Raw genomic sequence first — 12,913 nt, forward strand, 5'->3', positions numbered from 1 at the left:
CAAGATGTGGCCCAGGGCGGAATCGAACCGCCGACACTACGGTTTTCAGCCGTATGCTCTACCAACTGAGCTACCGGGCCTTATCCTAATATTATATCACGGTTTTTAACTTTTGTAGGAATGTTTTTTGAAACTCTTCTTTAAATTTATGTGAGTAAAGGGCTATTTTAAGCTCGTTTCCTTGAATTTTTACCCATACTTTCCTATTTACTTTGTAAAAAGCTAACATCATACCAAGTATAGTAACGACGGAACCAAGCCATATAATGTAAGTGCCTGGGTTTTTAGATATTTGGAATCCAGAAAAGTATTGAGGTACAAAGCTATCCATGAAAAATACGTATGGAAAATCTTTTATATTTGGCATCTCGTCGTAGGCCAATAGTGTAAGTTTTGGACTGTATATCACGGGCACATCGTAAGTTTTTCCGTTGTATGTGGCTTTTAACATTACAGCAGGCTTTAAATCGCCGTTTGCCCCAGCTTGAGGATTTTCTATGTTCAATGTACTTTTTAAAATCTCAAGACTTATACCTTTAAACATGGCAAATTTTGAGTTTACAAACATTACTTTACCAGCCAACGCTTTTTGCGGGTTTCCGGAAGCTGCTTTTTTCTTGTCTATGGCTATAAGCTCCATTTCTTTTGGAAATCCAGTTAGTCCATAGGATGCTTGGTATATGTTGTATCCATCGTAGTTGTACGGTCTGTTAACCGCTAAAGAGCCTTGGCTTACTATTTTATTGCCTTTTATTATATATATGTAACTTTCATAAGACTTCACCGCTGATGCAAACTCTGGTGATGATTTGCCGTAGGTTATTATCTTAAACCTTTTTTCATACACGTAAAAGGGTAATTTATAAACTTTGTTTGAGGCCAAATCCAAACTCATAAGCAAGTTTGATTTTTCTCCCTCGGGGACTTGCATGATACCCCTTATTCCAAAGTATGAATCTATGAGAGTTCCAGCCAGAAGTATTATAAGCCCTATGTGGACTATGTACACCCCAAGCCTAGACCATTTTCCTTTTTCGGCGTATATGTATTTTTTATCTTTTTCTTCCTCGTAAAAAACCTTAAAACCTTCAGATTTTAAAAACTTAGCTATCTCTATGGGGTCTTTTTGAGATGTGGCGCTTATAGGCTTTAAATGTTTTTCTGCTTTTTCATCGAGTTTTAATATACGTTCGCTTCCAAAAGTATGTCTCCAAACTGGCGGTAATCTTTTTATGGAGCAAAGTATTAGGTTTATGCCAAAAAGATATAAAAGTATCCTATAGTACCAAGAGTGAAATACGTTGTTTAAATGAAGGGTCATTATGAGATGAGCTTCGCTAAGCCCATATTTAGAGGCGTAAAAGCTAAAGGGTTGTTCTTGCTCTATATATGTGGAGCCAAGCATTGAAAATATCGCTATTGCAATCATGAGGAAAAAGGCCAACTTCAAAGAAGATAAAAGGTCGTACATCACATCAAAAAACCCCTTTCCTTCTTTTAACTCTTTTATTATCTCTTTTATCTCATCGTAAAAGAGTTTAAGAATAGATAATGTAAAGACGGTGGATATAATGCCAAAGGTTACGTAAAATAAGGGACCTTTGCTATGGTCGTAAAAAAGACCATATATAGCGCTTATAAGCCAAAGTATAAGGCTTATCGTTAGAGTGAGAAGCGTGTTGGTGATGTATTTTCTCATGTTTCGGTCAACATCTTTAAAATATTTTGCTTTACATGTTCTAATATTTTTGAATCTAAAAGCTCAAAAAAGGGCTTTTTTGAATCTTTACAAGTGGGCATTTGAAAAAATAGGCTATTGTCTAGCTTGTTTTGTAAAACTTTTATGTATTTTAGCCTTACAGAATTTTCTAAATTTATATCTACGTATCCTAAAACCTTATAATTTCTATAATCCACTTCAAAATTATAAAACTTCTCAATGTAAACGTTCATGCACCTACTTTTTCTCTTAGGCTCTTGTTGTATTTTTCTAAAGCAAGGCGCTTTTTCAAACCACCCAATCTATCTAAAAACGTAATACCGTTAAGATGGTCAAACTCATGTTGAAATACTATAGCTGGGAGTTCGCTAAGATGAAGCGTTACCTCCTCTTCAAATTCGTTTATAGCTTTTATCGTAACCTCTTTAGCCCTTAGAACTTCCACCTGAAGACCAGGAAAAGAAAGACAGCCTTCCTTAAATTTTGTTTCTCCGACTTTCTCAACTAACGTTGGATTTATAAGTACTCCTTGAAATTTTTCATGCTCTTCTTCTCTTGAGGCGGTGTCTATGACCATTATGCTAAGAGGTATATTTACTTGGTTTGCAGCGAGTCCTATGCCATCGTTTTTGTACATAGTCTCTTTCATCTGCTTTATAATCTCTTTTATCTCAGCGTCAACTTTTTTCACAGGGTTTGTTTTGCGCTTTAGGATTTCGTTTGGAAATGTAACAATCTCAAGCATCTAAATATTATATACCATTAATACCTATTTTGAACTGATATAGGATATATTTTCATATCAAAGAAGATATTATGGTAATTTTACCAAGCACCAAAAAGACACCCATCAATATCAGGAGAATGCCACCTGCGACTTCTACTAGTTCAAAAGCTCTTTTAAAGCGCTTTAAAAATCCTATAAAAGCCCCAAACAAAGCCCCAGATATTATAAACGGTACACCAAGCCCCATGGAGTATACGAAAAGAAGATAGGCTCCTTTGTAAAGAGTGCTTTCTTGAGAAGCATAAAAGAGTATAGAACCAAGTACAGGCCCTATACAAGGAGTCCAGCCGAAGGCAAAACTAAGCCCCACTGTAAAAGCAAACACATACTTTAAAAATCCTTTTTTTTCATTTACATTCATCTTATAATCATCTGTGAGTTTAAATTGCTGATAGAGTATGTTGTGTAGATTTAGCATATATAAAGCAAATATTATGCTTACTACGGCACTTAGTTCTTCAAAAGTCTTTAAATCTATCATCTTAAAAGCATAAAAACTAAACAAAAACCCTTCAAAAGCCCCAAGGTACTTCAAGAAATCTCTTTTAATCAAAATACCGGAAAAATGAAGCCCAAAAAACACTACAAAAGCCCCGCCTATCTTGCTAATGTAAGAAGAGTAATCTCTAAAAAGCCCACCTATAAAAGAAGCCGATAACCCCATAATGCTAAAAACCACCGTAAAACCAAGCACAAAAAATATAGAAGCTAAAAGTATATCCATATCAAAGTTCCTATTGGTTTTTGCGCTGACGTTTCCAGATAGATATGATAGGTAAGCTGGGACTATAGGAAGCACACAAGGAGATAAAAAACTTATAACACCTGCCAAGAAAGCCGCCAAAATAGACACATTTTCCATATAAATAATTTATCACATGATGACTTTGTTTTTTAAGCTTTTAAAAATAGATACAGTAAAAGGTTCTTTTAGAAGAAAAAGCAACAGAAGATATACCAAAGCCCCAGAAGGTATAAATATAGCCACTCTTAGCCAAGGATAAGGCACAAACCCTTTAAAATATAGTATAAACATACTCATAAAAATACCACCTATAAGGGCTCTTAAAAAAGAGCTTATTAGCATATTCACATCTATAAAAACACCTTTTGAACGCCATACTAAAAACAAAAAGGAGCTAAGCCCGGATAACACGGTACCTATTGCAAGACCTATAAAAGAAAGATGCATCAAAAAAGCAAATATATATCCAAAAATACCCTCTACGCTAACTCCTATAAACGTAGAAAGGCTTGGGGATTTTGTATCTTTATTTGCAAAAAAAGCGCTAGATAGTATTTTTTGCCATGAGAAAAACGTTATACCAATAGAGAGTATGGCTAGTATATGCGATGTGTTTATAGCATCCTTTTCGTTGAAAAGCCCGTGATGGTAAAGCAAGTTTATTATATCCTTTGATAAACAAGAAAGCCCAAAGCTTGCTGGGATTGTAAGGAGACTGATGACCGCTAGAGCTTCCGATGTTCTTTTTGTCTTGTCATCTCCTAAGCTCAAAGAAGATAGCAAAGCGTTGGCAAGACCCACAGACATAAGGCCAATGGGAAGTTGGAAGAGCCTATTGGCATAGTACATGTAAGATATAACACCTTTTCCAAGCATAGAGGCTAAAAATGTGTCCACAAAAAAAGAAAGCTGGGCTACTCCAAATCCAATCAGAGCTGGGAAAAGCATTTTAAAAAATTGTTTTATCTCATCTGTAAGTTTTATAAAAAAACTAAACTTTATATCTAGTTTTACGGCTTTTACAAACAAAAAAAGCACTTGAGAAACACCGCCTACAAGAGCACCAAGGATAGCTGCGTATATGCTCATTTTAATGGCAAACAAAAGCATAAATAAAATCATACTCATATTAAAAATAGCTTGGGTAAAAGCGCTTCTAAAAAATATGCCCCTTACGTTCAAAGCACCCATAAGAAGGGCGTTTATACTAAAAAACATCTGATTTACTATCAAAAATCTTATAAAGCTTGAGGCTTTTTGAATGGCCAAAGGATTTGTGATGCCGGGGGCTATAACCCTTACTACATAAGGAGCAAATATGATGACAAAAATTATGATGATTATGTTTATAAAAACCAAATACCAAAAAACTCCTGAAAAAAACTTGTTTGAAAGCTCTTTGTCTTTCTTGTAAAGCTCTCCGTATATGGGTACAAAAGATGCGTTTAAACCGCCTTCTCCCAAAAGTCTTCTTAGGGTGTTTGGCAATCTCCAAGCTATGAAAAAAGCATCCGATAGATAAGAAACTCCAAAGTAGTATGCAAAAACCGCATCTCTTATATAACCAAGGATTCTACTTATAAAAACAGCTACGGAAAAAGACAGTGCGTTTTTAAAAATCAAAGTTCTTCCTCTTTTCTTAGATTTTTTAAGAGGTTGTGAGCAAGCCTTGTGGGTTCTGGTATCCTGTACTTTGAAAATCTTAAAGCTATATTTACTGCACTTTCAAGGGATATCTTATGACCTATTGATACAAAAACAGGTTTTACATTTTTTTTGGTTTTAACGGCTTTTCCTATGATTTTATCATCCAGTGTTATATAGCCATTTTCGTTTATATCCCCTACAAGAAGCTTTTTAGCTACTCCAAAAGAGATTTTATCAAGTCTTACACCAACATAAGAGGCAAGCCCGCAAAGTCTTGGATGAAGCATACCATTCCCATCTATCATATAAATATCTGGTTCTACTTTTGACGTTTTTATAAGCTTTTCCATGATAGGAAACTCTCTATAACTTAAAAACCCAGGTATATAAGGAAAATCTACATAGTCTTCGTAAGTGTGCTCGTGTAATACATGATTTTCTTTATTAAGTATAACCAGTGCCCCTATTCCTAGGGTTTTACTATTCTTTCTTAAAAATGTTAAGTCTACACCGCCTATTGTATTAAAATCATCAAAACAATCTTTTTGAATTATTTTCTTAGAGCATTCAATCTGCTCCTTTTTTAATGTTTCTATGTCCCGCATGAAAAAGATTCTTCTTTTATCACTTCACCCTCTGGGCTTAACTCTTTGTAAACCTCCGCTGAAAAAGAATAGACTTCTACATGTGGATTTTTGTAGCAATCTCTTGGAAGTCCAGCTTTTAGGCACGTGTGTTGTAAAAATGTTTCCCAATCCATATTGTACTCTGTGGCTACTTGAGGAAGCAAAAGCCCTGTTATATTGCCGTATTTTACTATAAGCCCATCTTTTCCAATGCATATGTGTTTTTGGTCTGGTATTATGCGTTTTGGTGTACTTAAAATGCTTAACTCTATAACTATGTTGTCAAGCTCTTCCTTTCTAAGTGGTTCGAACCTTGGGTCTTTAAAAGCTGCAAGTCTTGCGGTGTAAACAACTCCCAACCAAAGAGGATATCTTGCCTCCACAAACCCTATGCATCCTCTTAATTGATGGTCTTTGTAAGTGTTTAACGTAGTAAATATTCCTTGGGGCTTTGCAAATTTTGTTTTTATATCTTCATCCACAACGGGTTCTTTATTTTCAAACTGCGTTTTTATGCTTTCTCTTGCTAAGTTTATAAGCTTTTTCGCATCTTTTGTATCCATAAATTTATTATACAACCTTTAAAATGTTTGTTTCAAGGTTTTTGATATAAAATAAAATTATGAAGAACCAGATAGAAACTATAGAGGATTTAAGGAAATTTTTAAAAGATTATTTTAAAAATAGAAATGTGACTATATATCTTTTCGGTTCAAGGGCTGTTGGCAAAGAAAGCATTTATTCTGATATAGATTTGGCTTTTGAGACAGAAGAGGATATTGATAAAGATTTAGCTATTATAAGAGATATTCTAGAAGAGAGTCTTCTCCCTTACAAAGTGGACTTGGTAGACTTAAAAGACGCCCCTTATCTTGCAAAAACTATAAAGAGTGTTGCTAAGCAGTGGGTTTAGAAAACAAACTAATAGATTTAGAGAACGCTTTTTCAAGGCTAAAAGAATCTTACTATAGAGCTTTTGAAACAAAAGAGTCAAAAGATTTAATCTTCCTATGAACAAAAAAGAAAAGTCGCCAGAGCGTTGGAAAGAGATTGAAGAGTTAAGAAACATCCAATCCTCAGATGTTCTTTTTAAGCTCATCTAAGAAAAGACATAGAACTTTACGGATATGCACTTCTTATGAAAATTGCATCAGGAGAGCTTCCAATTGAACTTGGTTTAGAAAAGATTTTTTATGTGTTTAAGGACACAACCTATTTGAGATATTTCTTGTTAGAAGTTTACAGAAACGTTAACATTGACTTAGAAAGATAAAAATTTTGTTTATCTATAACTTTACAATATTACACTATATGTACTTGTAAGCCGTGGCATACTTGTCTGACGCGCTAACTCGATAAAGCTCTTTTTAGCTCACCCAAAAGATATAAAGAGCCAAATACAAACACATCTTCTTTTAAAGATAGTATATCTTTTGCATTCTCCAAAGTGTATGTTTTAAAACCTATGCTTTTAGCATAATTTGCCATAGTGTTTAAATCTTCAGCTCTTTTGTAATGGATTGGGACAAGAGTTATCTCGTCAAAATATTCTTTTAGTATATCTAGTTCTTTCTGCCATTCTTTGTCTTTTAGGCTTCCCATCACAAGCCTTATATTAAAATGCTCCTTTACATCTTTTATTATCTTTACCAAAGCACTTACGTTGTGGGCCCCATCTACCATAATAAGGGGGTTTTCTCTTAAAATCTCCATACGTCCTTCCCAGTAAGTTTTTTCTAAAGCTTTTCTTATAAGCTCCTCTTTTGGTTTTAAAATAGGTTCTATGCTTGGTATAGAAAGAAAAGCCGCCAACGCTAAAGCACCGTTGTCTATTTGATGTTTTCCCCAAAGCCCTAGTTTTAGGTTTTTCATATGAAAATCCAAAAAACTAAACTCTTCTATATAAGTGCTATGCTTGTCTATATAACCTTTATACTCAAAATCTTCACCGGCAACAAAAAGCTTCGTGTTTTGCTCTTTTGCTTTTTCTATTGCCATAGGATAAAGAGGATATCTGTTGTTTCCTATCAAAAAAACTTTTGTGCCGTTTGCTATTTCAAGTTTTTCAGCGGCAATTTTATCCACCGTGTTTCCAAGCCATTTCATATGGTCTTTTCCTATGTTTGTTAAAACTCCGAGAAAAGGCTTTGACGCTCTAGTCCCGTCCCATCTTCCACCCATGCCCACTTCCCATACTACTATATCCACATTTTTATCTTTAAAATACAAAAGTCCTATAAGGGTAATAGCTTCAAAGTACGTTAGCTCAAACCTCTCAAAAACAGCCTTTAAATCTTTAACATAGTATTCTAACTCATCATCGCTTATAAGAACGTTGTTTACCCTTAGTCTTTCGTTTTCTCTTACAAGATGAGGAGATACAAACCAACCAGTTTTAATACCATGCTCTACCAAAAGATAGTTTAAAAAAGCGCAGGTAGAGCCTTTGCCGTTTGTTCCACCCACTATTATAGATTTGTATTGCTTTTCTGGGTTTCCTACATAGTCTCTTGCTTTTAATATTCTATCTAGCGTAGGATTTATTTTGTAATCTTTGCCCTCGTACAAATCCCAAAGCTTCATAGGATTATATTTTTAGCCTCCTCTTTAAGCCATGCCATAGCCTCTTCTTTTGTTTTTATAAGCCCTTCGTATTGAAGGTCTAAAAGCTTGTTTTTCAAAAGCCCAACGGTTTTACCCTCTGGAATGTTTAATATATTCATTATCTCTTTACCGCTAAGAAGAGGCTCTATATTTTTGGGAACGTTTTTTATCTTAAAATCTATTATATTTCTAATAGTTTTTTCTAAAGCTATCATAGTCTTTTCATCGTCGTTAGAACCCATAGCATCTGCTATTGTAAGTATTATAAGAGGATATATATCCTCTTGGGCCTCTCTTAAAATCTTACCGTAAGCCCTTGGTGTTAGAGAGTCTAAAGATTCTCTTAGATAAAATATCCTTAGGTGCATTCTTACCATTTTTTGTAAAAACTTTGAGAGTTCCTCTCCGAATGAAAGTTCATGAGATATCTTTGATACTAGCTCTTCCCCTACTTTGTCGTGTTCATAAAATGTGATATTACCCTTTTCGTCTATCTTCATAGTATGGGGTTTTCCTATGTCGTGAAGCAAAGCGCTTAGCTTGATGGCTTCTTTTGTGCCAAACTCTCCTAAAAAGCTGTACTCTGGTATTTGGCTTTTAATAAAAGCTAAAAGCTCTTTATCAAAGGGTATGTCTATATCGTTTTCTAAAATTTTATCTGCATATTCATAAACTTTCAACGTGTGCTTATCAAGAGGGTATATGTGATGACGGCCTTGATTTGATACTTTTTTTATGTCCTCTAAATAAGGTATGATGCTGTATATGGCGTTTGTTTCAAAGAGTATTTCCATACCTTTGTAAGAGTTTTTTAATCTTAAAAGCTTAAAAAATTCTACGCTTACTCTTTCTTTTGCACTGCTTTTTATAAGATGGTTGTTTTCTTTTAAAAAATCTATAAAACCCTCTTCTAAGTCAAAATCCAGTTCGTTTGCTATCCTAACTCCTCTTAAAAGCCTTATCGGGTCTTTCTTGAGATTTTCATAAGATATAGGCCTTATGATGCCGTTTTCTAAGTCTTTTATACCACCTGTTGGGTCAAAAAGTATCGTTTGTTGAGCTCCCACCGACAGCACATCGTCTAAGTTTACCGCTATAGCGTTACAAGTAAAATCCCTATCTTTTAAATCTTTTTCTAGTATCTTCTCCCATTCTTCGGCGGTTGGTCTTATACCAAAAAAACTTTTAAATCCAGCATCTAATATAGCTATATCAAACCTGTATCTAAAATCCCCCTCTTTAAAAATAATAGTAGCTATTTTGTTTCTTTTTATCCAAGACTCTTTTTTTTCAAACTCAAATACATCGGCTTCTATTTGATATGTTTTAAAAAGAATATCCTTAAATCTTTTTGCCACCTCTATAGGCTCTTGGGTGGTAATGATATCCACGTCTACGCTTTTACCTATAGGTTTTCCTATTATCCTATCTCTTACGTACCCTCCTACCAAAAAAGCGTAATGTTCTCTATCAAGGCATTTTGCCAGCAAATCAAAGTGTGTAAGATAAAAATTTAGACCGTGGGCAGTGTGCTTCTTGCCAAATACCTCTATAATATCACTCATAAAACCACCTTTTTACATAACCATAAAGCGATACGTAAGCAAAGAAAAGACTTATATCAAAAAGCATATTACCAATCTTAACAAAGCCAAGCAGTATTACAATGATGCTAAGCATCTCAAAAAAAGCTTTTATTTTACCGCTTAAGATAGCCCCCCTATCCTTGTTTTTTGCTATACTTCTTAAAAAAGAGACGGTGAGTTCTCTTATCATCAAAAATGTAGCTGCGTAAGGGTTTAACATATGTTTGTATAAAAGCCCCATAACAGCTGTTAAAACAAGTATTTTATCTGCAAAAGGGTCGTATACTTTTCCAAATTCTGTAAAGGACTTGCTGCTACGCGCTATAGACCCATCAAACCAATCTGATATAGCCCCTATGCTAAATATTATAAAAGCCATAAAATAGTGAGAAGATACTATAAAATAAAAGGCCACGATTCCACAAAGGATTCTAATGGTTGTTATAAAGTTTGCCATAACTTTTTCCTGAAAATCATTTATATTATAATTGATGTGCGGTGTTTTTGGCGTTTATTTGACTGAAGAAGAAGATGTAGGTTTTTCAAAGCTAGCTACGTTTGCTTACTTTGGCATATACTCTTTACAACATAGAGGGCAAGAGAGCGCTGGTATATGTTCTTACGACGATGGTAAAATTGTAAGAATAGCAAACAAAGGCCTTGTGCTAGATGCTATTTCAAAAGAGGATATAAAAAATTTAAAAGGAAAAGTGGCTATATCCCATGTCAGATACTCAACGGCTGGAGATGACTCTTTCGAAAATATCCAACCTATAGTAAGACATTCTTCTAGGTTTGGAGAAGTGGCGGTAGTTCACAACGGCAATCTCACAAACTATCATCTTATAAGGAGAATGTTGGAAAAGAAAGGCGTAAGTTTAAAATGTACATCTGATACAGAAGTATTTTTAGGGCTTTTAGACGTAGTAGACAAAGATAAATCTATAGAATCTCATATATTTGACGAAGAGCTTATACCTTATCTAGTAAGTGTTTTAAAGCTTGTGGAAGGAGCTTACAGCATTATTATGATAATAAATGGAAAACTGATAGCCGCCAGAGACCCTCTTGGCTTTAGACCACTTCTCATGGGAAGACGAAAAGATGCCATAGCGTTTGCTTCTGAGACTTGCGCTTTTGATATCATAGAAGCTGATTACTGGCGTGAGGTAAAGCCAGGTGAGGTTACAATAGTAGATGAAAACGGCATAAGGACTTACTTTTTTTCTAAAAGCCAAAATACAAAAAAATGTATCTTTGAGCATGTGTATTTTGCAAGGCCTGATAGTTTTATCTTTTCCGAATACCCATACAACGTAAGAAAAAAAATGGGCATGGAACTTGCCAAAGAAGATGATGTAGAAGCGGATATAGTAATACCTGTACCTGACTCTGGTATGCCGGCGGCTATAGGCTATAGTCAGTACAAAAATATACCCTACGAGATGGGGCTTATAAGAAACCACTATATAGGAAGGACTTTTATAGCACCTTCTCAGGATATTAGAAATTTAAGCGTTTTAATGAAGTTAAATCCAAACAAAGGTATTATAAAAGACAAGAGCGTAGTGGTAATAGATGATTCTATAGTAAGAGGCACCACTTCAAAGCGTATTGTAAATCTATTAAAAGAAGCTGGAGCAAAAGAGGTACATATGAGAATCGCTTCTCCTCCTGTGATAGGACCATGCTATTATGGTATAGACACTCCTACAAAAGAAGAGCTTATGGCAAGTCACATGTCTGTAGAGGATATAAGAAAGTTTATAGGTGCTCATTCTTTGAGATATCTTTCACTAGAAGGGCTAATGAGGTCTGTTCAAGACCCGGATTCTTTTTGCGATGCTTGTTTTACCGACAACTATCCGGTAGAGATAAAGCTATGAACGAGTTTGCGAAACTTCTTATAATATTTGGTCTTGTGCTTGCTGGTATTGGGCTTTTGATAATGCTTTTTGGAAAATTAAACATACCAATAGGAAGATTACCCGGAGATATAGTGTATAAAAACGGCAACTTTGTATTTTACTTTCCTATAGTTAGCTCTATAATACTTAGTATTTTGCTTACTATTTTACTAAATATAATTTTTAGAAGATAGACTCTGTTATAATATGTTAAATGATATGGTTTGATATAGTAACTCCAAAAGCTGCGTTGTTTTTTAATCCTATAATAAAACGTTTTCAAGACAAAAAGGAAGATGTCCTAATAACCACTAGAAAATCAGAGGGTTATGAAGAGATAGTAGAGCTCCTTAGTATGTTAAACATACCGTACCACGTAATAGGTGGCTTTGGAGGTGGGACTTTAAACGGTAAACTTCACGCTAGCATAGAAAGAATGTATCAAATGACAAAGCTTTTAGACGAATATAACCCGGATGTTATGGTAAGCGTATCTTCTGTAGATGCCAATAGAGTGGCCTATGGTCTTGGAATACCGATAGTGAATTTTTATGATATACCTCTTTCTGATTACAAGCACGATTTTAAGAAAGCGCTTCCTCAGGCAAGGCTTACGCTTCCTCTTTCTACTATTGCTTTAAAACCCTTTGTAGTACCAGATGAAATATTTTATAGATTTGCCTTGGAAAAAGACCAAGTTTATACTTACGATTTTATAGACCCTTTGATATGGCTTTACGATTTTGAACCAGATATAAACTACGTAAAGGATACGATGAAGATACCCATCGATAAACCTATAGTGGTAGTAAGAGAAGAAGAGTTTAAAGCCTCTTACGTTATGAAAAAATATAGCCTATTGTACGATGGTCTTTTAGAGCTAAAAGACAAGGTAGATGCCACTTTTGTAATAATACCAAGATACGAAGCCAAACCCTTGAAAGAACTTTTTGATTTTGCCATCATCTTAGAAAAAAAATACAAAATTCAGCACCTTTTGGCTTTTGCATCTTTGTTTATAGGAGGAGGTGGTACCATAAACTTAGAAGCTACTTACTTTGGTACACCTGTTATATCTACCAGAAGCTTTATAAGCCATTACGATAAGTATGTGGTGGATGTGGGACTTATGAAATGGGTAAGCGACAAGGATACTCTTGTAAATACAGCTTTAAAACTTATAGGAAAACGCTTTGACGAGTTAGCCAAAAACGTATGGGGTTCTATGAAGGTGGATATAAATTTTCTTACAGACACTATTTTAAAAGCCAAAGACCTTAAAAGGTACTAA

At 34.7% G+C, this 12,913-nt stretch carries 14 protein-coding genes and 1 tRNA gene; 4 read left to right on the forward strand and 11 right to left on the reverse strand.

The window, feature by feature from the left end:
• Positions 1-7: 7 nt before the first annotated feature.
• The 8 genes from ACYQZV_RS02945 to ACYQZV_RS02980 form a co-directional block, all read right to left on the reverse strand.
• A tRNA-Phe gene (locus ACYQZV_RS02945) sits at positions 8-80 on the reverse strand.
• 11 nt (positions 81-91) lie between these two features.
• Positions 92-1,699 carry a cytochrome c biogenesis protein ResB gene (resB, locus tag ACYQZV_RS02950; protein WP_459893026.1) on the reverse strand — a complete coding sequence of 536 codons (1,608 nt, stop codon included), beginning with the start codon at positions 1,697-1,699 and terminating at the stop codon, positions 92-94.
• Positions 1,696-1,953, reverse strand: coding sequence for a hypothetical protein (locus tag ACYQZV_RS02955; RefSeq protein WP_459893028.1), 258 nt, complete (start codon positions 1,951-1,953; stop codon positions 1,696-1,698). Before ACYQZV_RS02955 ends, resB begins: the two co-directional genes overlap by 4 nt.
• A complete protein-coding gene (gene def / locus ACYQZV_RS02960; RefSeq protein ID WP_459893030.1) occupies positions 1,950-2,465 on the reverse strand; it encodes a peptide deformylase in 516 nt (171 codons plus the stop codon). Before def ends, ACYQZV_RS02955 begins: the two co-directional genes overlap by 4 nt.
• Before the next feature lie 52 nt (positions 2,466-2,517).
• Complete coding sequence (locus ACYQZV_RS02965) at positions 2,518-3,369, reverse strand: cytochrome c biogenesis CcdA family protein (protein WP_459893032.1); 852 nt, start codon at positions 3,367-3,369, stop codon at positions 2,518-2,520.
• Between the two features lie 12 nt (positions 3,370-3,381).
• Positions 3,382-4,875: a murein biosynthesis integral membrane protein MurJ gene (murJ, locus tag ACYQZV_RS02970; RefSeq protein WP_459893034.1), complete on the reverse strand. Its 1,494-nt coding sequence runs from the start codon at positions 4,873-4,875 to the stop codon at positions 3,382-3,384.
• Entirely contained in the window at positions 4,872-5,504 is a 633-nt protein-coding gene (locus tag ACYQZV_RS02975) for an endonuclease V (protein ID WP_459893036.1), read from the reverse strand. The genes murJ and ACYQZV_RS02975 overlap by 4 nt, the downstream gene beginning before the upstream one ends.
• Positions 5,492-6,088 (reverse strand): TIGR00296 family protein, encoded by a 597-nt coding sequence (locus ACYQZV_RS02980; protein WP_459893038.1) that lies wholly within the window; start codon positions 6,086-6,088, stop codon positions 5,492-5,494. The genes ACYQZV_RS02975 and ACYQZV_RS02980 overlap by 13 nt, the downstream gene beginning before the upstream one ends.
• A 59-nt stretch (positions 6,089-6,147) precedes the next feature.
• Here ACYQZV_RS02980 and ACYQZV_RS02985 point away from each other — a divergent pair, with 59 nt between their 5' ends.
• Positions 6,148-6,438, forward strand: coding sequence for a nucleotidyltransferase domain-containing protein (locus ACYQZV_RS02985; protein WP_459893040.1), 291 nt, complete (start codon positions 6,148-6,150; stop codon positions 6,436-6,438).
• A gap of 434 nt (positions 6,439-6,872) precedes the next feature.
• On the opposite strand, the gene ACYQZV_RS02990 is transcribed toward ACYQZV_RS02985, so the two are convergent.
• From ACYQZV_RS02990 to ACYQZV_RS03000, 3 genes are read right to left on the reverse strand one after another with little or no spacing between them, the layout of a single operon-like run.
• A complete protein-coding gene (locus ACYQZV_RS02990) occupies positions 6,873-8,108 on the reverse strand; it encodes a bifunctional folylpolyglutamate synthase/dihydrofolate synthase (RefSeq protein WP_459893042.1) in 1,236 nt (411 codons plus the stop codon).
• A complete protein-coding gene (locus ACYQZV_RS02995) occupies positions 8,105-9,694 on the reverse strand; it encodes a tRNA nucleotidyltransferase/poly(A) polymerase-related protein (protein ID WP_459893044.1) in 1,590 nt (529 codons plus the stop codon). Before ACYQZV_RS02995 ends, ACYQZV_RS02990 begins: the two co-directional genes overlap by 4 nt.
• Positions 9,687-10,172, reverse strand: coding sequence for a CDP-alcohol phosphatidyltransferase family protein (locus ACYQZV_RS03000; RefSeq protein WP_459893046.1), 486 nt, complete (start codon positions 10,170-10,172; stop codon positions 9,687-9,689). Before ACYQZV_RS03000 ends, ACYQZV_RS02995 begins: the two co-directional genes overlap by 8 nt.
• Positions 10,173-10,206: 34 nt before the next feature.
• Here ACYQZV_RS03000 and purF point away from each other — a divergent pair, with 34 nt between their 5' ends.
• From purF to ACYQZV_RS03015, 3 genes are read left to right on the forward strand one after another with little or no spacing between them, the layout of a single operon-like run.
• The gene (gene purF / locus ACYQZV_RS03005) at positions 10,207-11,601 is read left to right on the forward strand and encodes an amidophosphoribosyltransferase (protein ID WP_459893047.1); all 1,395 of its coding nucleotides are present in this window, start codon (positions 10,207-10,209) and stop codon (positions 11,599-11,601) included.
• Entirely contained in the window at positions 11,598-11,816 is a 219-nt protein-coding gene (locus ACYQZV_RS03010) for a DUF2905 domain-containing protein (protein WP_459893049.1), read from the forward strand. Before purF ends, ACYQZV_RS03010 begins: the two co-directional genes overlap by 4 nt.
• 20 nt (positions 11,817-11,836) lie before the next feature.
• Positions 11,837-12,913, forward strand: coding sequence for a DUF354 domain-containing protein (locus ACYQZV_RS03015; RefSeq protein WP_459893051.1), 1,077 nt, complete (start codon positions 11,837-11,839; stop codon positions 12,911-12,913).

It is taken from the genome of Hydrogenobaculum acidophilum, from assembly GCF_054656715.1.